We start from the raw sequence: 22,775 nt of genomic DNA on the forward strand, positions 1-22,775 counted from the left end.
TTAAACAATACCGTTAAGTTTTTTTTAAATCCGAAGTCCTTACATTGAAATAGTTTAACTTTATGTAATGGCTATGAATGTAAGAAAGGGATTTCGTTTCACTACCTACGAAGCTCCTCATCAAACCCCGTTTGAAAAACTTTTTGAGATTTTTCAAGAATTGATTACGCATACCTCTGGAGATGTGGAGGAAGCATTGGATTGGCTCCGTGAACTTGATAAGGAATACGAGCTGACCGATGATGATTATACCATTGATGATTTTATCGAAGATTTAAAGGCTAAGGGTTTCATCCGTGAAGAACTTGATGCAAATAGTGAAAGAACGGAAGGAAAGGAAGGTGATGGAGATGGGAATTTATCTATTACGGCCAAATTGGAACGCATGTTACGGCAAAGGGCTTTGGAACAAATCTTTGGCAAGCTGAAACGAAGTGGCTCTGGGAATCATAAAACTGGAAAGTCTGGAAGGGGTGATGAGCATACCGGAGAGTTTAGGGAATACCGCTTTGGAGATGCCTTGGAACATATTTCTATGACAGAAAGCCTTAAAAATGCCCAAATCAATCATGGTTTGGACAGTTTTTCATTAAGTGAGGAGGATTTAGTGGTAGAGGATACCCAGTACAAGGCCCAAATGAGTACGGTGCTGATGATTGATATCAGCCATAGCATGATTCTTTATGGCGAAGATAGGATTACCCCTGCCAAGAAAGTGGCCATGGCTTTGGCGGAATTGATTACAACCCGATATCCGAAGGATACTTTGGATATTTTAGTGTTTGGAAATGACGCATGGCCCATTCCCATAAAGGATTTGCCCTATTTAAAAGTTGGTCCTTACCATACCAATACGGTTGCGGGACTTCAATTGGCCATGGATATGCTCAGAAGAAAACGGAACACCAATAAACAGATTTTTATGATTACGGATGGGAAGCCTTCATGTCTGAGACTTCCCAATGGCGACTATTATAAAAACAGTGTTGGTTTGGACGATTATATTGTGGAGAAATGCTACGCCATGGCCCAACAGGCCAGAAAGCTACATATCCCCATAACCACATTTATGATAGCAGAAGACCCGTACCTAATACAGTTTGTACGGGAATTTACCCAAGCCAACAAAGGAAAAGCATTTTATACAGGCCTTAAGGGGTTGGGTGAAATGATTTTTGAAGATTACGAACAAAATAGAAGAAAAAGAATTAAGTAAGCATATTTACACGATAATGAAATTGGACCATAACAAAATAACGACCCTAGGGCAACTCAAAGCAGCTGGTTATCAAAGTAAGAGCATTAAAGATGAATTGCGTGAGAATCTTTTGGAAAAAATAGCTAACGGGGAAGACACTTTTCATGGGGTATGGGGCTATGAAAATTCTGTGATTCCGGAATTGGAGCGAGCTATTTTGTCCAGGCACAACATTAATCTTTTGGGGTTGAGAGGTCAGGCCAAAACGCGTCTTGCAAGATTGATGGTTCAGCTTTTGGACGAATGGATTCCTATTGTGGGAGGTTCTGAGGTTCACGATGACCCTTTTCAACCCATTTCAAGATACGCAACAGAGTTAATTAAAGAAGAGGGAGATGACATTCCCATCGAATGGATACATCGAGATGAGCGTTTTTATGAAAAACTGGCTACACCTGATGTAACCGTTGCCGATTTAATAGGTGATATTGACCCAATAAAAGCGGCTAACTTAAAACTTTCCTATGCAGATGATAGAGTAATTCATTTTGGAATGATACCACGGGCCAATCGCTGTATTTTTGTGATAAATGAATTACCTGATCTTCAAGCAAGAATTCAAGTAGCGTTGTTTAATATACTGCAGGAAGGAGATATACAGATTCGAGGATTCAAACTTCGCCTTACTTTGGACCTTCAATTTCTATTTACTGCAAACCCTGAAGATTATACCAATAGAGGTAGTATAGTTACCCCGTTAAAGGATAGGATTGGTTCTCAAATCCTTACCCATTATCCGGAGAATTTAGAAATAGCGAAGAAAATAACCCGTCAAGAGGCACAATTGGATAAAAGACAGCTGGATGTTGTCCATGTTCCAGAAATAGCCATGGATGTTTTGGAACAAATTAGTTTTGAAGCACGAAATAGCGAATATGTGGATTCCAAAAGTGGGGTCAGTGCACGATTGAGCATTACTGCATTTGAAAATCTGTTGAGTACAGCCGAGCGGCGGATTATTAAGTCGGGAGATAAGAAAACTACAGTTCGATTAACTGATTTCATGGGAGTGATTCCTTCCATTACAGGAAAAATAGAGTTGGTTTATGAAGGAGAGCAGGAGGGAGCTGGGTCAGTTGCTGAAATTCTTGTGGAAGACGCCATTAAATCTTTATTTCCCAATTATTTTCCTGAGATAGCCAAACTGGAACGGAAAGATGCTGAAAGCGTATACGATGATTTGGTACATTGGTTTTTTGACGGAGAAGGGTTTGAACTGTTGGATGAAGATATGGACAAGGAATACCGAACAAAATTGGATTCAGTTATCCCTTTAAATCATCTGCTCAAAGAATATCAACCTTCGATCTCAAAAGAGGATTCTTATTTTATGAAGGAGTTGTTGTTATGGGGACTGGTTGCACACAAAAAATTGAGCAAGCATCGTTTTACCCAAGGTTACCAATTCAAAGACCTGTATGGTAGTTATATTAGTGGATTATAGCTTAATGACTATTGCCAAATATTCAGGTTGTCGTTGTAATTTTCAAAGTTATATTCCCCTATGAGTCGTTTTCTGTGCCAAAAAGAAACCAAAGTAAGCAAGGGTAACAAACAATATAAAACTAGTGTAAAGATTCCCATCGGCTTAAATGTATATGGGAGTATATGCTCTTGATATTCTGAAAAAGAGTTTAAAATAAGAGCAGTGTCGTAAATTTTAAATGCATATACAATCATAAGTACATATAGTGCATATTCCAAATTTCTCATTTTTGGATCAGGTAATTCTCCTTCGGTTATTTTGAACCAAATCACATAGAGGTACAAAAAATGAATAGTACTCAATAAAGGAAAAATAAAGTTGTCAGGTTTAAAGAAATAAAACCTATTGGTATAAATTCCGTAAAAATTTAGAATTACCAAAGCAAATAATATGATAAAAAGAACAATACTGTTTCTTTTCCAATTTAATACCTTGAGTAGTAAGTCCATGTTTGTTAGAGATTTGGGATTCAATACAAGACAAAGAACTGAATTCCCAATGTGTTATAATAAAGAAATCGTTAAACAGTTGGCATTACAGGACAATCCGAAAATGAAATAACTTCATGGCTATCAAAATTGCTTTACTGTTTGATTAACTTCTCATATTGTATGATTAAAAATGGCCCATCTAATACTAGATGAGCCATAAAGAATAAATTGATTAAACAAGGTCTGGGTTGCAGCTAGAAAGGCACATATAACCTTCTGTTGAATTCCCTGCGTTAGCACATCCAACATAACCATTGTATGGATAAGATTGCATACAATACTGAAGGGAATTCCCGGCACCCATAATTTCACTTAGTTGACTACGGGTTAATTTGTTTTCTTCTAATACTTTCAATAAACTCATGCGAATAAGGTTTTAATTATTATACACCATAAATTTATAAGTAAAATCTTACATTTATGTTAAATAAATTACAATGATTGAATGAAATTAGTTGATTGGCAATAACAGATTGTTTCTAGTAGGTTGTTTGAATGAATTATACATCAATTGAAAATGATTCAGTATCAATTATCTGATTAATAAATGAATGAAGAAGTCTAACAAGATTTTTTTGTATTTTGGAACAAACACTTTTAAATGCAAAATTGGCACTATATCTTGTTAATTGTACTTCTGGCATATATTCTGATCAGTGTCTCTCTGTACTTTCTTCAAGATTATTTTCTTTTCAAACCAGAAAAGCTTTCTAAAGACTTCCAATTTTTTTATGACAATCAAGAGATAGAGGAGTATAATGTAGAAACCAGAGATGGGGCCATTATAAATGGACTCCGTTTTAAGGCACAAAACCCAAAGGGTGTTGTTTTCTACCTAAAGGGAAATTCAAAAAGCATAAAAGGTTGGGGGAAGTTCGCTGTGGACTTTACGCGTCATGGGTATGATGTTATTATGGTCGATTACCGTGGTTTTGGGAAAAGTACGGGCCGAAGAACACAAAAGGCAGTGAAACGTGATATGCAAGTCATTTATAATAAAATCAAGGAGAAAGTAACGGAAAAATATATCATACTTTATGGCAGGTCTATGGGGTCCGGTTTTGCTGCAAAACTGGCTTCTATGAACAATCCAAGAATGTTGATATTGGATGCGCCTTATTATAGCCTTAGTAAAGTTGCAAAAAAATATATACCCTTTATGCCTTTGTCTTTGCTTATTAAGTTCCCTATGCCAACCTATAAATGGTTAAAATACGTTAACTGCCCCATTCATATTATACATGGAACAGATGACCGATTGATTCCCTATAAAACCAGTGTGAAGCTTTCCAAAATCAAGCCTGAACTTACAAAGCTCTATACAGTAATAGGAGGGGGGCATAAAAACTTGAATACTTTTGAATCTTATCATAAAATGCTCACAGAAATTATTACAACAAAACCAAGAAAGGTCAATCTGGAAGGTTCCAGTATTAATGTAAGACATTCATCAAAACGTGCCAATGCAAAAGCTTAAGCGAATAGGTGTTTCTGTTTTAGTTCTATTATCGCTGTTGACCCTTATGCTTACTATGTTTCAAGAAAAACTCATTTTTTTACCCACAAAACTCCCTCAGGATTTTGATTATTCCTTTCCATATGATTTTGAGGAACTGTTCTTGGAAACCGATGATGGAGCTAGACTAAATGCAATTCATTTTAAAAAAGAAAACCCTAAAGGGCTTGTGCTGTATTTTCATGGAAATGCAGGTGATTTGTCCAGATGGGGACAGATTATGTCGCCTTTTGTTGATTTAGGTTATGATGTGCTTGTTATGGATTATAGAGGGTATGGAAAAAGTACAGGAGCATTAAGTGAAAAAGCATTGTATAAAGATGCCCAAATGTTTTATGACCATGTGTTGAAGGAATATCCAGAAAATGAAATTGTGGTTTATGGGCGTTCATTGGGAGCTAGTATTGCAACCCAATTGGCATCAAACAATAGTCCTAAAAAGCTAATCTTGGAAACCCCTTTTTATAGTTTGTTGGATGTTGCGGAGGGCCGTTTTCCATTTTTACCTGTCAGATATGTGTTGAAATATAAGATGCCTTCTTTTGACTACATACAAAAAGTTCAAGGTCCAATCCGAATTTTTCATGGAACAACGGATGATGTGGTTCCGTATGAATCCGGAAAAAAACTATTTGAAGCCATACCGATTTCTGATAAGAAAATGTATACCATAAAAAATGGAAATCATAACAACCTAATAGAATTTGAGGTCTTCAGGGAAGGGATAAAACAAGAATTGGATTAAATCAGTCAAATAAATCTGAAGATAAATACCGATCTCCCCGATCACAAACAATGGAGACAATTGTACCACTTTCCAAAGATTGGGCTAGCCGTAAAGCCATTGCCGCAGCACCTCCGCTACTGACCCCAGCAAAGATTCCCTCTTCCTTTGCCAATAATACTGCCATTTCTTCAGCCTCTTTTTGACTCACTTCCATTACAGTATCCACTTTCTTCGGATCAAATATTTTTGGTAAGTATTCCTCTGGCCATTTTCTAATCCCTGGAATTCTGGAATCATCTGTAGGCTGTACACCAACTATTTGGATATTTTTATTTTGTTCCTTTAAAAAAGTAGAAGTGCCCATAATAGTACCTGTGGTTCCCATGCTTGACACAAAATGAGTGATTCCTTCTTCGGTATCCTTCCAAATTTCGGGACCTGTGGACTTGTAATGAGCCATCCAATTATCATTATTGGTAAATTGATTGAGCATTAAATATCCTTCATCGCCGACTTTAGCTTCGGCATAATCACGGGCTCCTTCTATACCGACATCAGAAGAAGTCAATGTTACCTTGGCTCCATATGCTCTCATGGTCTGGACACGTTCTTTTGTTGAATTTTCAGGCATAACCAATTCGATGTTCAATCCGTAGATTCCTGCAATCATGGCCAGGGCAATTCCAGTGTTTCCGCTGGTTGCCTCAATCAGCTTTGTAGCTTTGGTGATTTCTCCCCGATCCAAACCACTCTTGATCATGTTCAGGGCCGGTCTGTCTTTTACACTTCCACCAGGGTTATGCCCTTCTAATTTAAAAAACAATTTTACATTGGGATTGGTGTTGAGAATTCTACTTTCCACCAAAGGTGTGTTCCCAATCAGGTCAAGAATGTTTTTAGACATTGGAAACTGTTTTTATTTTGATTTCAGGTGTGTGAAAAACAGTTGAATTGGCAGGTACGGATGCTGTTAGCCAAGCATTACCCCCAATTACCGAGTTCTCCCCAATAACTGTTTCTCCTCCCAATATGGTCGCATTGGCATAAATAGTGACATTGGACTTAATAGTGGGGTGTCTCTTAATTTTTTGAAGGTTTTTGGCAACATATAATGCTCCCAAAGTAACACCTTGATAGACTTTTACGTTATCATGGATTACGGCTGTTTCACCAATAACCACTCCAGTAGCGTGATCAATGAAAAAAGATTTGCCTATCTGGGCACCCGGATTGATATCTACACCGGTTTGTCTATGTGCATACTCTGTCATCAACCTTGGAACCAATGGAAAACCTTGAGCATAAAGCTCATGGGCAAGTCTGTATATGGCAATAGCATAAAAACCAGGGTAGGCCATATAAACCTCCTGAATGGACAACGAAGCTGGATCACAGTTAAGAATGGCTTCAGCATCTAAATTCAATTTTTCCAAAATTAAGGGAAGAGACTGTACATAGTTGTCCCAAACTTTAGTGCACGGCTTGTTCAAATCCCAACAAGCCAGATTGACGAGTTCGCTAAACTTTCTTTCCAGCTTGTCCAAGTTTTCCGCCACGGGAGTATTTACATCAAACAAAGTATAGAAAAGAGTATTGGTGAAATCTTCAGTCGCTGCTTTTAACCTATAGTCTAAATAGGGTTGTTTTTTTTGCTTGTTCAGTTCTTCAATAATTTTTTCTTTATCCATAGGTGAAAATAAAGTTTAAAAATAGCCAAATCAATATCACTCAGTTATAAAATGGCTAACTTTAGCTTAAAAATAACACATCCCTATAGCCCTGTGAATAATTCAATAATTACAAAAGAAGCCTTTAACTTTTTAAAAGAGCTGGCAAAGAACAATAACAAGGAATGGTTTCAAGAAAACAAAACTAGATTTAAGGCGCACGAAGCGAACGTTAAATCTTTTTATACCAATGTACAGGAACTTTTAAATGAACATGACGAAATTGAAAAAATGAAAATGTTCCGTATTTATCGTGACGTTCGCTTTTCAAAAGATAAGACTCCATATAAAACACACTTTGCAGGCTCATTTTCAAGATTAGGGGCTCATTTACGAGGAGGGTACTATCTTAGGATTAAACCGGGAGAATCTTTTGTGGCCACTGGGTTTTGGGAACCCAATAAGGAAGATTTGTTTCGTATCAGAAAAGAATTTGAGCAGGATGCATCGGATTTAAGAGAGATTTTGAGTGATAAATCCTTCAAGAAAATATGGGGAGAGCTAGAAGGCGATGGTGTGAAGACTGCCCCTAAGGGTTTTGATAAGGAGCACCCAAATATTGACCTGATTAAGAAGAAGCAGTTCATTTTTGTCAAAAACTTTTCTGATAAAGAAGTGCTTTCCACTACGTTTATAAAAGAAGTAGATACATCTTTTAGAGCAATAAGACCTTATTTTGACTTAATGAGCGATATTTTGACCACCAACCTTAATGGTGAATCAATTTTAGACTAGAACTTCGCTTTCCAATAACAGCACTTGGTCTTTTAAACGCTCTATGACCATGTTCATCATTCTTTTATTAAGTGCTGAGGAGTTTAATATATAAGTTTGGTACTCCTCCAAAGTAAATTGTCCTATAACGATTCCTTTAAGAGAGTTCCTGAATTTGATATCTTTTTGGATGGATTTTTCAATGTGATCCAAGCGTTTCTCCATAGAAAGATTATAAAATGCGCCTTTGTGCTTGCGGATGTAGTTTTTATAGACTTCAATTAAAAGTGTATTTTGAAATTTGATGATTGGTCGTAAAGTCTGGTTTTGAAAACGCTCTTCAGTACTCATGTCATCATGCAAAAGACTTTGTCTGATATTAGGACGAATGCCCATGAGGTGATTAGATCGTGAGTCCATAATTGCAAGTTTTATTAAAACTACGCAATCATGTAATGGACATTTTTATAGGCTATATTAGTTTTTAACGATGTTATGAACAGCTTCCTCACAACTAGGTCTTGCAATAAAAGCTTTAGTGTATTTTATTTTTTTGTAGTAGATTTTAATTCTACAATTTCCTTTTTAAGATTTTCAATCTCCTTTTGTTGTTTGATGGTATAAAGCATAAGTTCTTCAATCTTTTCAAGCAGTTTGGAGTTCATTTCCCCAAGTTTGATGCCATTTTCTTCCACTTCCTTGGCACTTGGGATGTTCCTCAAATGTCCTTTTTCTTCTATGTGGGCTTCAACTTCTTGCAAAGATGGGAGGTGGTATTCTTTTTCGAATACATAATCTGGCCAACCCGCTAAATCTACCTTGACTTCTTTGGCATGGATATTACCATTAACTGCTAATTTAGAATCTGGAGAAGTAGTTCCAATACCCACGTTACCATTGGCTTTTATTCTTATTCTCTCACCACTGGCAAGAATACTCAAATCTTGACCTGTTTTACCTCCTATAATTGCTCTATTGGTGTCCCAACTTAAAATTCCTGAATCGGACGATGCCCCCCATTCAAAAACGCCATCACCTCTAAAGCTCATTCTATTGTTCAATTTTAAAGAATATACTCCTGTGTTACCTTGGTCCATTATATGAAGTGTGGCCCCTGGATTTGAAGTGCCTACACCAACATTGCCAGAAGCATCAATAACTAGTTTGTCTATATCTTGTGTATCATTTGTAAAGTTTCTGAAAAAGTGAAATTTGGTGGTATTATTGCCAGATTCCGTAACCTTTATCCCAAAAAAGTCTCCTCCAGCTGCACCAACCGGGTTCCACCTCAATTGGGAACTACCTCTTAATTCAGTGTTTCCATATTTGTCAATGGTTAGTAGATTGATGTCGTTGGAGTCATTTGTAAAATTTTTGAAGACATGTAATCTAGTAGTATTGTTTCCTGTTTCTGTTACTTTTAAACCCATAATATCTCCTCCGGCCGCTCCTGTTGGATCAAGTTCTATTTTTTGTTGAGCGGTCAAACTGATTTGAAGAAAAATTGCCCCTATTAAAATTAGTTTTTTCATTGTATAAATTTTCTAATATAAAAGTAAGAAATGTATTTCTTTTCAAGAAAGTTAAATTCGAAATAACTGAACAGATTTTTATAATCATATCCGTGTATAAAATTCAGTTAGTTATGAAATGTAATAAATGTCCGTCCATTAAGCTTGTCTGCAGTTTTGAGTAATGCAGACCCCATTGGTTATTTCGTTTATTTTAGAAAGAGTTGTTTTTATATCTTAGCTATTCCACGTAAAATACCCGTATGAAATTTGGCAAGACAGATTATCCAGAACAGGTAGATTTTACAATTCCTCAGGACCATCCAGATACAACAGTTGTATTATCCGAGAAAAAGACTGATGAAGATACTAAGGTTTATGTTGGTTGCGCAAAATGGAATCGTCAAGATCTCAAGAATTTTTATCCCCGAGGGACAAAAGACGAATTAGTATATTATTCCTCACAATTTAATTGTATTGAGCTTAATGCTACTTTTTATCGGATTTTTCCAGCGGAGCAATATCAAAAATGGTACGATAAAACTCCAGAGAACTTCAAGTTCTTTCCAAAAATAACCAATGAGGTCAGTCATCTAAGAAGACTCAATGATAAAGTTTATGAAGTGGCGGACCGCTATCTTGAAGTCACTTCGCTTTTGAAGGAGAAGCTGGGAACCATTTTTTTGCAGATGCACAACAACTTTGCCCCAAAGAACTGGGATAGGGTAGTGCGTTTTGTGGAATATTGGCCTAAAGAGTTTCCTCTTGCAATGGAATTTAGACATACGGATTGGTTTAATGAGCAAGGTGTGGCCCAAGAACTTTATCATTTGTTGCAAGAAAATAATATTGCCAATGTGTTGGTGGATACTGCAGGAAGAAGGGATTTGATGCATATGAGGTTAACAAATAATGAAGCATTTGTAAGATACGTTGGTGCCAACCATAAATCTGATTATCCTAGATTGGATGACTGGGTGAAGAGACTATCTACTTGGAAAGCAATGGGCTTAAAAAATATTCATTTTTTTGTGCATCAAAACCTAGAATTGGAATCTCCATTACTTTCTGCATATTTTATTGAAAAGCTGAATAAGCAATTAGAGTGCAATCTCTCTATTCCAAAAAACCTATTAAAAGATAAACCGAATACGCTATTTTAAAAGAAAACGTTATTTCTATATAGGTAGAAATGATGTTTGAGTATCACTAAAAATTTGTTTTTCAATTAAGTGAGATTAAAAAGACAAAGATGTATGCCTTTTTATTTTCAAAGCAAAAAATTAGGGTATTTGGGTTTTGTCTTGTTATACATATAAATACAGGTCAACCCTGAAAAGGAAATTACCCCATTCTTAAAAAGAACATAATGAACATAATCGCCCCAAATTCATTTTCAGAAGTCTTGATAAAACTATTCACTCCTAATATTCAATACTTTCATAGGGTTTTGAGAATGTCCACAGTAACTTTTTTATTTGGTCTTTTGTTAATACTGTTTAGTTGCGGTAAAGATTCTACAAACACGACACCACCTAATGAAGAGACAGATCCAGGAACCGCAATTGTGGATAAAGAAAAAGCGACCCTTAACTATCGTAACCATTGCGGCGGCTGTCATGGGCAAAACCTTGGATCTTTTGTGGAACGCGAATGGACATATGGAAATTCTGTAGAAGCGGTGTTGAATTCCATACAAAAAGGGTATGTAAACAATGGCATGCCAGCTTACAATTCTACCTTTAGTGATCAAGAAGTTAAGGATTTGACAAACTATATACTTGCAGAAATAGAAGGAAAGACAAAAAAGTCACTGGAGGAAGAGAATCCCGACCTATCCGGGTCTACCAACTCGGATGACCTTACCTTCCGATTGGAAACTATTACGGATAAGATACCAGGCATTCCATGGGGCATTGAACAATTGCCCAATGGCGAAATTTTGGTCACCGAGCGAGGCGGGAGATTATTTTTGGTTAAAAACAATAAAGAATTGGTAGAAGTTACAGGCGTACCAAATGTTGTTTCTGCCGGCCAAGGCGGATTGTTGGATGTACTCATACATCCAGATTTCGAAAACAATTCATTTATCTACCTGTCTTATAGCGTCGCCAACCCTAACAATTCTTCCGAACAGACTACCGCAGTTGCAAGAGCCAAGCTTTCAGGAAATACATTGGATCAGGTGGAAAAGATATTTACAGCACTTCCATACCTTAGTACCAGTCACCATTATGGCTCAAGACTATTATTTGACAGGAATGGTTACTTATATATTTCTGTTGGTGATCGTGGGCACAGGGACTCCTATCCACAGAAATTGGACAACCATCTTGGAAAGATACATCGCATCCATGATGATGGTAAAATTCCCAGTGACAACCCTTTTAACAATACTCAGGGAGCAGTTGGTTCAGTCTTCACCTATGGAACGCGTAACCCTCAGGGCTTAAGCTTACATCCTGAAACTGGAGCCATATGGGAGGGAGAGCATGGACCCCAGGGCGGTGATGAAATCAATATTCTAGAAGCAGGAAATAATTATGGGTGGCCTGTAATATCGTATGGAATCAATTATGATGGAACCACATTTACAGACATTACTGAAATGGATGGGATGGAACAGCCTATTCACTATTGGAGACCTTCCATAGCACCATGCGGAATGACTTTTGTCTCGGGGGATTTTTATGGAAATTGGAAGAATGACTTATTTGTAAGCTCATTAAAGTTTGAATACTTACATCGTTTAAAGATGAATGGCAATGCAGTTGTGGGGCACGAAAAGTTGTTAGAAGGTATAGGTAGGGTACGTGATGCACATATGGGCAAAGATGGTTACCTATATGTAATTGTACAAGAACCTGGCAGGCTCATACGCTTAGTACCTGAGCAGTAATCGTATGACCTTGAATTGAAACCTTAGCTTCAATTCAAGGTCGGTAATTTTATTTAATGGTTAAGGCTGTTTTTTGCACCTTATCCAGTACTCTTAGAAGGTTTTCACCCCATAACTTGGCAATTTCTTCTTGTGTGTATCCCCTCTTTACTAATTCCAGGGTTACATTAAACGTTTCAGAGGCGTCCGTCCAGCCTTCAATTCCACCACCACCATCAAAATCAGAGCTGATACCAACATGGTCTATTCCAATAAGTTTAACCATATAATCTATATGATCCACTAAATCTGATACACCTACCGCTTGTGGGGCATTTTCATCCATGCCAGCAATGTTATCTGCCATTTTGGTCACTTTAGGATAATTTTCCATCAGTTCTTTTTGTTGTGCTTCGGACAAAGAAGAAAATTGAGAGCGTTCATACCAGTTTAATCCCAAAGAGTCGGCTGCTTTTTGGTTTATTTCTTTCATATAAGCTGCCCTAGCTTCATGCTTTTCTGTATTTAGGTAAGAACTAAAAGCAACCGTTTGTACCACACCACCATTTTCTTTTAACAACAACAATTGCTCATCATCCAAATTACGGCTGTGGTCACAAAGTGCACGTGCTGATGAATGAGAGGCAATAATAGGTGCTTTTGATAGCTGAACCATCTGTTTCATGGATTCTTTTGACGGATGGGAGATATCTATCATCATTCCGAGTCTATTCATCTCATAAACAGCTTTTTCACCAAGGTCACTTAAACCATTATGTAGCCATAAACTATCCTTTTCCCCTGTATTGGAATCACAAAACTGACTATGCCCATTATGACTCAAAGAAATATAACGTGCACCTCTTTTTTGGTACTCCTCAAATTTGGAAAGATCCTCGCCAATAGGATACGCATTTTCAACACCTATCATGGCCACTTTTTTACCAGCTGCGCTTATGCGCCTAACATCTTCAGAGGTCAGTGCCAACTCTATCTGGTCTGGAGCATAGGTATTACAAAGCCTATGAATGGCTTCAAATTTTGAAATTGCATTTTCAGAGGCCTTTGCATAGCCGTCAACAGTTAGTGAATCTTGCCCCGTATACACAATCAACCATGCAACATCTAAACCTCCAGCTATCATTTTTGGCAAATTCACTTGAGTATCAAGATTTTGGGAGTAGTTGATACTATCCGTAAAATTCTTCACATTGAAGTCATCATGCGTATCAATGGTAATTACCTCCTTATGTATTCGCTTTGCTTTTTCCTCCAAGGTTTCCGTTGTTTTTTGTTTTTTTTCAGCACAAGAAATTATCAATGTTATGCTGCACAATAGGTAGAAATATCTCATGATTTTTTTTTACACATACAAATAAAGCAATTTGACAACAAAATGCTCCAGTTATAGAACAATAAGTTGGGATATCATGATCATTTCTAGATTTTTAATGAGATAACCATTAATCACTTGATAGTTTGGGAACAAGGGAACTACTAACGTATTTGGAAAAACTGGAAATTGGATTGAGCAGTTTTTCTTATGAAGAATTGGGAACTGTGGAAGCGGGAAAGCTGAAAAAATCATTTGATGACTTTAAAACAGGGTTGGAAGATAAAGTTTTTGGTGCCCCAGAAATAGAACAGCTTGAAGTAATCTATGATCATGTGGGTATTCGGTCTTCCATGACTCCTTCCAACGATTTGATAAAAAACGAAACACAAGATGTGAATCAATTACTTTCTCTAGTAGACTTATTAGAGAAAACTGAATTGACGAAAAAGCAAAAAGAAATAGTCAAAACCTTAAAATCTACAAGCAAACAAATTCAAGATAGGGTTGAAACTACTGAAAAGAATGGGAAAATAGTTTCCAATGCTTTGTTAATTGAAAAAAACATGGAATCTGTTCTTTCAACACAAAAAGTGAATTTGAAACCCGTGTTAACTGAATGCATGGGGCAAATGGAGCTTTTGGAAGAATTAATTAGGCTCTATAAGTTAAATATTTTGGAATTCATCGGCAGTTTGAAAGTGCATTTACAAACAAAGAACTTTAGGGGGGTTGATTTTGCTTGTCAAAAGATTCAACCATGTCTCAGAATGATGAAAACTGTAAGTTTGTTAGAAATAACCGAACAAATGATAACAGTCTGTAAAACAGACAATGACATTAAATATCTCAATTTTTTATACGATCAATTCTTAGTAGAACATCCCAAGGTTGAAGAATTGGTGGATTTTGAAATTGATGTACTGAGAACTATGTAGAAAAAACAATAACATATGAAAGATAGTAGTCTTCCTGAATACCATCAAAGTATCTTTCATCAGTTGTTAGAACACGCTTCTGATCTAGACTGCAAGCTTCTTCTGCTTGAGCAAATATTAGAACTGGGCGATTCCAAAGAGATTTCTTTACTTAAAGAACTGGAGAATCATACAGACCCGAAGATTAGCGAAAAAGCTTCTCAAGTAAAGTCTAAACTGCTATATAAGCTTGGGAAACCTCAAGAGGTAGAAAATCCTTTGCTTCCCATGAACCTTTGTTTTTTATATGATGAGTTCAGCATTAGCCCTGCTAAAGTTGACAAAGACCTCGATTTTGGCGTTACGTTAGATATTTTCGAGTCAGATTAATGCTTTGTATTACCATAGAGCTTAAATTATTTGGGTGATTTTTCTTACATTCCTCATTCAATATATATTTCACAACAAATACAAAGAATTTCACCACAATTTATTGGCTTTATATAATCTTTCGTATAGGTTTACGTTATAACTACAACCCAAATATTAAACCAGTTAATACTATGTTGTACGATACCTACGGAGAAGAATACTTGGCGTTCCTTCAAGAATTAAACGAAATTTTGAGCATTAACGAACTTACAGAATTGGATTACCTATAGTTAATACCTCCCCAAAATAAGATTCCATGAAAAATCAAAACCAAGAAAATACAGCTTACTTAAATTTTATTAAAGATTTAAATGAAATGTTGACTGATTTTAATATCAGTCAATTGAGTCGTCCGTAATAGTTTAAAGTGGATATTATGAAAAAGGGGATGCTTTTAGAACATCCCCTTTTTTATTTTATATACGGTACTAACCCAAATAAGATTTTAGAATCTTACTTTTTGAGGTATGTCTTAACTTTCTAATAGCCTTTTCACGAATTTGTCTAACACGTTCCCGAGTTAAATCAAAAGTGCTTCCAATCTCTTCTAAAGTCATGGATTGTTGGTCTCCTATTCCGTAATACAAACGAACTACATCCGCTTCACGGGGTGATAAAGTCTCCAAGGCCCTGTTTATCTCTGTATATAAGGACTGATGCATCAAATCCTTGTCAGGTTTGGGAGACTCTGCAGAATTTAGAACATCATATAAACTGGATGTTTCACCTTCTTTTAATGGTGCATCCATTGAAACGTGCCTTCCCGTATTCTTGAGCGACTGTTTAACTTCAGAAACGGTCATATCCAGTTCCTTTGCTATCTCCTCGGCAGATGGTGGGCGTTCATGCGCCTGTTCCAAATAGGAAAATGTCTTTTTTATTTTATTGATAGATCCAATCTTATTTAGTGGAAGACGCACAACTCTGGATTGTTCGGCCAGAGCTTGAAGAATAGATTGCCTGATCCACCATACAGCATAAGAGATAAATTTAAATCCTCTTGTCTCATCAAAACGTTTGGCTGCTTTTACAAGACCCACGTTTCCTTCATTGATTAAATCTGGAAGTTTTAATCCTTGATTCTGGTATTGCTTGGCCACGGATACTACAAACCTTAAGTTGGCATTGGTAAGCTTCTCAAGTGCAGCTTGATCACCAGCTCTAATCCGTTGGGCAAGTTCCACCTCCTCTTGGGCAGTAATCAAATCAATCTTACTAATATCCTGAAGATATTTGTCTAAGGATTTGGATTCTCTATTGGTAACTTGCTTAATGATCTTGAGCTGCCTCATATGATATGTTGGATTTCAATTTTGAATATAGCTTACATTATACATCATTAAACCCTATTTTCCAAGTGGCAATAGCTATTATTATCAAAATGTTATGAGCATTCCTTTTCAACTACCAAAAAAACCAAGTTTGCACAATTGTTGATAGTATCTTAAAAGAAATCCAGAAACAAACCCTAGCTGAAGTACAAAAAACTCCTAATTTTGTAAGGTTTGTTAGTTTGGAACATTTAATCCATTTTTCCATTGGAGGTAGAAAGAGAAGTAAGTAAAAAAACGTTATACGATTACCAATTAGAAGATTTAAAAAAAATCTTCAAACATATCAATGAGTTGCCGCCTGGCACCAATATCCTGTACCAGTTGCCCACAGGTGGTGGCAAGACAGTAGTTTTTTCCGAAATAACCCGAAAATTCATCCAGGACACGGGCAAAAAGGTCATCGTACTTACCCACAGGATAGAATTGAGTAGGCAGACTTCCAAAATGTTGCATGGCTTTGGAGTAGCAAATAAAATTATCAATAGCGAGGTAAAAGAGCTTCACGACCAAGATGAATACATGTGCTTCGTTGCCATGGTGGAAACCTTGAACAATAGGCTACAGGAAGAAAAAGTTACCCTTAAGAATGTTGGTCTGGTAATTATTGATGAAGCCCATTACAATTCTTTCCGGAAACTGTTCAAATATTTTGAAGAATCCACGATTCTTGGAGTTACGGCCACACCGTTGAGTTCCAATATTAAACTCCCAATGAAAGATCATTATAAAAATTTGATTATTGGTGAGTCTATCAAATCTTTGATTGAAAAGCGATTTTTGGCAAAAGCCAAGCTCTACAACTATGATGTGAGCTTGAGAACCCTAAAATTGGGAATACACGGCGATTATACCGTGAAATCCTCAGATGAATTCTATGGCAATCACAGCATGTTGGGTAAATTGCTGACCGCTTATGAAGAAACGGCTAAAGGCACCAAGACACTTATCTTCAATAATGGGATAAACACTTCGCTTTACGTTTATGAAACCTTTAAAAAGGCTGGATACCCCGTTCGCCATTTGGATAATAAAAATACTGCCACTGAACGTAAGGAAATATTGGATTGGTTTGCCAATACCCCAGATGCTATTCTTACATCAGTGAGTATTCTTACAACGGGTTTTGATGAACCCAGTGTACAATCCATAATACTCAATAGGGCCACAAGATCACTTACCCTATATTTCCAAATGATTGGTAGGGGGTCACGTGTGCTTCCCAACAAGGATGAGTTCACGGTTATTGATCTTGGAAATAATCTGGCCCGCTTTGGGCCTTGGGATTCCCCTGTAGACTGGCAAGAGATATTCCATTTTCCAGATTTCTATCTTGAGAACATCAAAAATGATGAAGATATTGAGCGTGAATTTGTTTATGTCATGTCAGACGAGCTTAAAGCAAAATTCAGCAAGTCGGAAAACATCACTTTTGATATTAAAGAGGAGTACAAAAAGGTGTTTGCCAAAGGTGGAAAATCTAAACAAGTTTTAGAAATGAGTATTGAACAACACGCCCAGATCTGTGTGGAAAATAGTGAGGATGTTTTTGATGCAAGAATTCTGGCCAAGGAACTCAAAGAAGAAATTGCGTATCGTGTGCGTCAATATTCGTATTGTATTATGAACAATACGAAAAACTACAAGGAGTGGTTAGAGGAGGATTATGAACGTAAGTTGCGTTCCAGCATTTCCAAAAAATTCGCGGCGCTAATGTAGTCGGAAAGTTTTTCGGGTTCTTGGAGTACTTGATTAGTTGGAACTTGGTATTTGTGTTTTGAGATTTATTCTACGGAATAGGTTCTTAAATTTATATGTGAATCTCTTCAATGGACAAGACTCTTTTAATAATCGGTTACGTATGGCCAGAGCCAAGCACTACGGCAGCTGGGCATCGTATGTTACAACTTATACATACTTTTAAAAGCTTTGGCTATCACATAACCTTTGGTACTACCGCGGCTAAATCAGAATTTAGTTTCGATTTAAACTCAATAGGCGTTGAATATGCAACCATACAGCTGAACCACCCCAGTTTTGATGCATTTGTACAAGATTTGAATCCTGATATTGTTGTTTTTGACCGATTTATGATGGAAGAACAATTTGGTTGGCGTGTGGCTGAATTTGCTCCAAGTGCATTAAGGATTTTAAATACGGAGGATTTGCATTCATTGAGAAAGACAAGGGAAGAAAGTCATAAAAAAGGGGAGGGGTTTAGCCTCTCTGCTTGGAAGAACCACCCCATGACCTTACGTGAAGCCGCAAGTATCTATAGATCTGATCTTACCCTGATGATTTCTTCGTATGAAATGGAAATCCTTCAAAAGGAACTGGAAATTTCAGGAGATTTATTGGTTTATCTACCTTTTATGTTAGATCAACTGACCTCAAAAGAGACAGCCGCCTGGCCCAGTTTTGAAGAACGAAAAGATTTCATTTCCTATGGAAATGGGAAACACGCTCCCAATATTGATTCCATCAAATGCCTTAAGGAATCCATTTGGCCATTGATCCGGGAAAAATTGCCCAATGCGAACTTGAAAATCTATGGAGCTTATTTGCCAGAACAAATTCAACAATTACACAATCCAAAAAGGGGATTTTATGTATTGGGATGGGTGGGAAATCTGAATGAAGAAATCCAAAAGGCTCGAGTTTGCTTAGCTCCCCTCTGGTTTGGTGCAGGAATAAAAGGAAAATTAATAGATGCCATGAAAAATGGAACACCAAGTGTCACCACATCAATAGGTGCAGAAGGCATGTATGGCCATTTACCTTGGAATGGAACCGTAGTTAATGATTGGGTGTCTTTTGCTGAAGCGGCAGTGGAACTATATGAGAACCAAGAAAAATGGGAGGAAGCTCGGATAAATGGGGCAACAATTGTCAACCAATTGTATAATAAAGGACAGTTGCAGAATGCGCTGGTCAAAAAGATAAAGGAAGTTCAAGAAAACCTAGAAACTCATCGGAATAGAAATTTTATGGGCAAAATGCTACAGCAACAGACCACGGCCAGTACTAAATATATGGCCAAATGGATTGAAGAAAAGAATAGGAGTTAGGGAGGTTTCATTGTTGATTCGAATATCCGAATCTCTGAGTAAAATCTAACCTTTTTAGTCTAAAACTAGCTATAGTTATCGCTAGTTCTATCAAATAATACCGGATTCAAAGGAGAGTCTATTACATTGCCAATTTCAACATTGGGGCACCAAGTATTCCAATCGTTCAGTTGCCCATCATTTTCAGGTTTCTTTAGGATCATATCCTTATCCATATAAATAATGGTCATGACTTTTCTGGTTTGCTGGGTAGAATTGGCTCCCGCTCTATGAAAAATCCAGCCAGAATGAAAACTGATTTCACCAACATCAAAAGGTTCTACTATTTTTGGACAATTGGTCAATCGCAATTTTTTGCCAATTATTGTTTCACTTTCATCGCCAATAGATAAATCCCTCCCTGTTTTTATATGTTGACTGCCAGCGGCAAATTCCAACGGACCCATTTGTAAAGGAACCGCTTGTAATGGAATCCAAGCCGTAATGGTTTTGTCAGTTGTCAACGGCCAATAATATTGATCTACATGCCAAGGCGTAATGCCTCCACCGCCTTCTTTAAAAAGTGCTTGGTCGTGATACATTCTTACCCCATCAACTTTCATCAGATCTGAAGCTAGTTGTGCCAATCTTTTACTGAACAGTAGTTCCCTGATTCTTTCATCTTGGGTCCATAAGTTGAAGATTTGCAAAAAAGCCTTGCCATAGGTGTCGCGTTTTTCCAAAGGAAGGGTTTGTGTATTCATTTCATCAACCTTAGCAGATATCACAGTGTTGAAATAGTCGATTATCTTAGGGGATAGCACTTCCTTAATTTTTATGAATGAATTCTTTCCATAAAAATCAAGTTGTTTATCGCTTAAAACATAAGGTTCATAAAGAACATCCAAATTCATTTCTTAATGTTTACGGTGTTTTTAAAGATACTAAAACCTATCAGACCATTTTATTATGCAAATTATGTCTGTCGGCCCTTAACAGTAATTGGTTTTTCATGGTCAGGCAACCATTCTTCGAATCATGATGTCTCTATATTAAGGACTATCAACAATTTAAAGGAACATGGATGGGAGACTTCATTATATTGATTGGTTAAGAGTATTGGCATTTATTACACTTATTTTATTCCATTGCGCGGTTCCATTTGTGGAACATTACACTTGGGAAATTAACAATGACGAAACATCTCGATGGATAACCAGGATAATTTGGTGGCTTCATCAATGGAGACTACCCTTGTTATTTTTTATTGCGGGGGTAGGTGTTCGATTTTCATTGAGAAGAAGAGCTGTCCTAACTTTCTTTGGAGAACGGTTTGTTCGTTTATTCATTCCCCTAGTTTTTGCAATTTTCTTTATTACCCCAATACAAGTGTATTTTGAATGGCTACAGAAAGGTAGAATCAATCCCGGATATTTGGAATTTTACCCTTCCGTTTATGAAATAATACCTTATCCTGACGGTTCATTTACATGGAGCCATATGTGGTTTGTGGCTTATTTGTTTGTTTTTACCATTCTTTTACTTCCTATCTTTTCATTGTCAAAAGTTAAATGGTTCAATCGCTTTAAAACTGTTTTTAATAAAATATTTTCCTTGCCTATTGCCCATTTGTTAATGGCTCTCCCAGTTGTGCTGTGTTTTTATGGGTTATATATTGATTGGCCAGAGCAAGGCAGTTTAATAAATGATTGGTTTGTATTTGTTAGTTCTATTGCGTTCTACCTTTTTGGTTATATATTGAGTGCAATCCCCTTTTTTTGGGAAAACTGCAAGAAGTACAGAAGGTTGTTCTTATATATTGCAGTTTTAATGGCAACAGTTTTAATATGGAAATATTATTGGAACTGGGAATTTGATAAACCAGCAAAACAAGGCAGCGACTTGTATTTGTATGGATTTCTTAATAGCTTTCATATATGGACGGTTATCTTATCTGCCCTTGGGTATACCATGAAGTATCTCAATTTTTCAAACACCTATTTAAGTTATTTGAATACTGCTGTTTACCCTTTTTATATTATGCACCAAGCCGTTATTGTAGCATCAGGCTACTATATTTTGCAATGGGAGGTAAGTGTGATGGCGAAATTGAGTGCATTGGTGTTGATTTGTATCACAGTGATTTGGTTCCTTTATCATTTCATTGTTCGTAAAACCATGGTTACTCGTGTATTGTTTGGGATGAAATGGAAGTCAAAAAGTAAAGTAAAATCTGTTGCCATTCCTTAACGGGTGAATATATTTGAAAGAGGGATAGTTAGTTTTGAGAATTGGAAACACATTTTAAATGTTTACCTCAGAATTAGGAGCAAGCGTTCTTAAAATTCCTTTATTTTGTAGCTCACAAAATCAATGTATGAAATCTCCCAACTGGAAAACTGCCATAGAATTTAAGGATATTACCTATAAAAAATGTAATGGGGTTGCCCGTATTGCCTTTAATAGGCCCAATGTACGTAATGCCTTTAGGCCACAAACTACAAGTGAGTTAATAAAAGCTTTTTATAATGCTCAGGAAGATACATCAATAGGAGTTGTGCTGCTTTCAGCAGAAGGTCCTTCAACAAAAGATGGGGTGTACTCCTTTTGTAGTGGCGGAGATCAAAAGGCTAGGGGTCACCAAGGCTATGTCGGTCAAGATGGTCAACACAGATTGAATATTTTAGAAGTACAGCGGATGATTCGTTTTATGCCCAAAGTTGTGATAGCGGTAGTGCCCGGCTGGGCCGTTGGTGGTGGGCATAGTCTTCATGTAGTTTGTGATATGACCTTGGCCAGTAAAGAACATGCTATTTTTAAGCAGACCGATGCCGATGTTACTAGTTTTGATGGTGGTTATGGCTCCGCCTATTTGGCTAAAATGGTTGGACAGAAAAAAGCTCGTGAAATTTTCTTTTTGGGAAGAAACTATTCAGCCCAAGATGCTTTTGAAATGGGAATGGTAAATGCTGTTGTTCCCCATGATCAATTAGAAGATACCGCATACCAATGGGCACAAGAAGTATTGGAGAAATCCCCAACGTCCATTAAAATGCTCAAGTTCGCTATGAACCTTACTGATGATGGGATGGTTGGCCAACAGGTTTTTGCGGGTGAAGCTACTCGCTTGGCGTATATGACAGATGAGGCCAAAGAAGGAAGAAATGCTTTTTTGGAAAAAAGAAAACCTGATTTTGGTGAAGACAAGTGGATTCCTTGAGTCAACGTTCAGTTGATGTTAAACAGTTTAAACTATTATCCAGAGCTTGTCTAAGGAGGAGTAAATAACTTCTATAAACTAAAAAGAGCCTTGCCGTTATGGTCAAGACTCTTTTACGAGAACACTATATGAAAATGAAAAAATTTACTTTCGTTATTATTACATTGTAAATGTACCACAGGTGTCC

The 22,775-nt window shown here is 36.9% G+C and carries 21 protein-coding genes; 13 read left to right on the forward strand and 8 right to left on the reverse strand.

The window, feature by feature from the left end; genetic code table 11:
• Window positions 1-67: 67 nt before the first annotated feature.
• Together CRO15_RS08280 and CRO15_RS08285 are read left to right on the forward strand one after the other, a co-directional pair.
• Window positions 68-1,216 (forward strand): vWA domain-containing protein, encoded by a 1,149-nt coding sequence (locus CRO15_RS08280; protein WP_097045333.1) that lies wholly within the window; start codon window positions 68-70, stop codon window positions 1,214-1,216.
• Window positions 1,217-1,232: 16 nt separating this feature from the next.
• A complete protein-coding gene (locus CRO15_RS08285) occupies window positions 1,233-2,702 on the forward strand; it encodes a magnesium chelatase (RefSeq protein WP_097045622.1) in 1,470 nt (489 codons plus the stop codon).
• A gap of 8 nt (window positions 2,703-2,710) precedes the next feature.
• Here the strand turns inward: CRO15_RS08285 and CRO15_RS08290 are convergent, their stop codons facing one another.
• Window positions 2,711-3,193: a hypothetical protein gene (locus CRO15_RS08290; RefSeq protein WP_097045334.1), complete on the reverse strand. Its 483-nt coding sequence runs from the start codon at window positions 3,191-3,193 to the stop codon at window positions 2,711-2,713.
• A gap of 643 nt (window positions 3,194-3,836) precedes the next feature.
• On the opposite strand from CRO15_RS08290, the gene CRO15_RS08295 reads away from it, so the two are divergent.
• Both CRO15_RS08295 and CRO15_RS08300 read left to right on the forward strand, forming a co-directional pair.
• Window positions 3,837-4,712 (forward strand): alpha/beta hydrolase, encoded by an 876-nt coding sequence (locus CRO15_RS08295; RefSeq protein ID WP_097045335.1) that lies wholly within the window; start codon window positions 3,837-3,839, stop codon window positions 4,710-4,712.
• Window positions 4,699-5,496, forward strand: coding sequence for an alpha/beta hydrolase (locus tag CRO15_RS08300; RefSeq protein WP_097045336.1), 798 nt, complete (start codon window positions 4,699-4,701; stop codon window positions 5,494-5,496). The genes CRO15_RS08295 and CRO15_RS08300 overlap by 14 nt, the downstream gene beginning before the upstream one ends.
• Before the next feature lies 1 nt (window position 5,497).
• Here the strand turns inward: CRO15_RS08300 and cysM are convergent, their stop codons facing one another.
• Complete coding sequence (gene cysM, locus CRO15_RS08305) at window positions 5,498-6,382, reverse strand: cysteine synthase CysM (RefSeq protein ID WP_097045337.1); 885 nt, start codon at window positions 6,380-6,382, stop codon at window positions 5,498-5,500.
• The gene (gene epsC / locus CRO15_RS08310) at window positions 6,375-7,166 is read right to left on the reverse strand and encodes a serine O-acetyltransferase EpsC (RefSeq protein ID WP_097045338.1); all 792 of its coding nucleotides are present in this window, start codon (window positions 7,164-7,166) and stop codon (window positions 6,375-6,377) included. The genes cysM and epsC overlap by 8 nt, the downstream gene beginning before the upstream one ends.
• Window positions 7,167-7,259: 93 nt before the next feature.
• On the opposite strand from epsC, the gene CRO15_RS08315 reads away from it, so the two are divergent.
• A complete protein-coding gene (locus CRO15_RS08315) occupies window positions 7,260-7,940 on the forward strand; it encodes a DUF2461 domain-containing protein (protein WP_097045623.1) in 681 nt (226 codons plus the stop codon).
• Here CRO15_RS08315 and CRO15_RS08320 read toward each other — a convergent pair.
• Together CRO15_RS08320 and CRO15_RS08325 are read right to left on the reverse strand one after the other, a co-directional pair.
• The gene (locus CRO15_RS08320) at window positions 7,932-8,339 is read right to left on the reverse strand and encodes a glyoxalase (protein WP_097045339.1); all 408 of its coding nucleotides are present in this window, start codon (window positions 8,337-8,339) and stop codon (window positions 7,932-7,934) included. The two genes, CRO15_RS08315 and CRO15_RS08320, sit on opposite strands and share 9 nt — an antisense overlap.
• A 125-nt stretch (window positions 8,340-8,464) precedes the next feature.
• Window positions 8,465-9,451 (reverse strand): tail fiber protein, encoded by a 987-nt coding sequence (locus tag CRO15_RS08325; RefSeq protein ID WP_097045340.1) that lies wholly within the window; start codon window positions 9,449-9,451, stop codon window positions 8,465-8,467.
• 242 nt (window positions 9,452-9,693) lie between these two features.
• On the opposite strand from CRO15_RS08325, the gene CRO15_RS08330 reads away from it, so the two are divergent.
• Together CRO15_RS08330 and CRO15_RS08335 are read left to right on the forward strand one after the other, a co-directional pair.
• Window positions 9,694-10,593, forward strand: a complete 900-nt coding sequence (locus CRO15_RS08330; RefSeq protein WP_097045341.1) for a DUF72 domain-containing protein — start codon at window positions 9,694-9,696, stop codon at window positions 10,591-10,593.
• Between the two features lie 206 nt (window positions 10,594-10,799).
• Window positions 10,800-12,329, forward strand: coding sequence for a PQQ-dependent sugar dehydrogenase (locus tag CRO15_RS08335; protein ID WP_097045342.1), 1,530 nt, complete (start codon window positions 10,800-10,802; stop codon window positions 12,327-12,329).
• 49 nt (window positions 12,330-12,378) lie between these two features.
• Here CRO15_RS08335 and CRO15_RS08340 read toward each other — a convergent pair whose 3' ends face one another.
• Window positions 12,379-13,662, reverse strand: coding sequence for a dipeptidase (locus CRO15_RS08340; protein WP_097045343.1), 1,284 nt, complete (start codon window positions 13,660-13,662; stop codon window positions 12,379-12,381).
• A gap of 125 nt (window positions 13,663-13,787) precedes the next feature.
• Here CRO15_RS08340 and CRO15_RS08345 point away from each other — a divergent pair, with 125 nt between their 5' ends.
• Both CRO15_RS08345 and CRO15_RS08350 read left to right on the forward strand, forming a co-directional pair.
• Window positions 13,788-14,579, forward strand: coding sequence for a hypothetical protein (locus CRO15_RS08345; RefSeq protein WP_097045344.1), 792 nt, complete (start codon window positions 13,788-13,790; stop codon window positions 14,577-14,579).
• A 15-nt stretch (window positions 14,580-14,594) separates the two neighbouring features.
• The gene (locus CRO15_RS08350; RefSeq protein ID WP_097045345.1) at window positions 14,595-14,948 is read left to right on the forward strand and encodes a hypothetical protein; all 354 of its coding nucleotides are present in this window, start codon (window positions 14,595-14,597) and stop codon (window positions 14,946-14,948) included.
• A gap of 470 nt (window positions 14,949-15,418) precedes the next feature.
• On the opposite strand, the gene CRO15_RS08355 is transcribed toward CRO15_RS08350, so the two are convergent.
• Window positions 15,419-16,282, reverse strand: a complete 864-nt coding sequence (locus CRO15_RS08355; RefSeq protein ID WP_097045346.1) for a sigma-70 family RNA polymerase sigma factor — start codon at window positions 16,280-16,282, stop codon at window positions 15,419-15,421.
• Between the two features lie 246 nt (window positions 16,283-16,528).
• Between CRO15_RS08355 and CRO15_RS08360 the strand changes: the two genes are divergently transcribed.
• Complete coding sequence (locus tag CRO15_RS08360; RefSeq protein ID WP_097045347.1) at window positions 16,529-18,040, forward strand: DEAD/DEAH box helicase; 1,512 nt, start codon at window positions 16,529-16,531, stop codon at window positions 18,038-18,040.
• A gap of 110 nt (window positions 18,041-18,150) precedes the next feature.
• Window positions 18,151-19,389 (forward strand): glycosyltransferase, encoded by a 1,239-nt coding sequence (locus CRO15_RS08365; RefSeq protein WP_097045348.1) that lies wholly within the window; start codon window positions 18,151-18,153, stop codon window positions 19,387-19,389.
• Window positions 19,390-19,454: 65 nt separating this feature from the next.
• On the opposite strand, the gene CRO15_RS08370 is transcribed toward CRO15_RS08365, so the two are convergent.
• Window positions 19,455-20,282, reverse strand: coding sequence for a phytanoyl-CoA dioxygenase family protein (locus CRO15_RS08370; protein WP_097045349.1), 828 nt, complete (start codon window positions 20,280-20,282; stop codon window positions 19,455-19,457).
• Window positions 20,283-20,448: 166 nt separating this feature from the next.
• Between CRO15_RS08370 and CRO15_RS08375 the strand changes: the two genes are divergently transcribed.
• Both CRO15_RS08375 and CRO15_RS08380 read left to right on the forward strand, forming a co-directional pair.
• On the forward strand, window positions 20,449-21,618 hold the full coding sequence (locus tag CRO15_RS08375; RefSeq protein ID WP_097045350.1) for an acyltransferase family protein: 1,170 nt from the start codon (window positions 20,449-20,451) through the stop codon (window positions 21,616-21,618).
• Between the two features lie 127 nt (window positions 21,619-21,745).
• A complete protein-coding gene (locus CRO15_RS08380) occupies window positions 21,746-22,588 on the forward strand; it encodes a 1,4-dihydroxy-2-naphthoyl-CoA synthase (RefSeq protein ID WP_097045351.1) in 843 nt (280 codons plus the stop codon).
• The last annotated feature ends 187 nt before the right edge of the window (window positions 22,589-22,775 follow it).

Origin of the sequence: Flagellimonas pacifica (assembly GCF_900215465.1) — a bacterium.
GTDB classification, from domain to species: domain Bacteria; phylum Bacteroidota; class Bacteroidia; order Flavobacteriales; family Flavobacteriaceae; genus Flagellimonas; species Flagellimonas pacifica.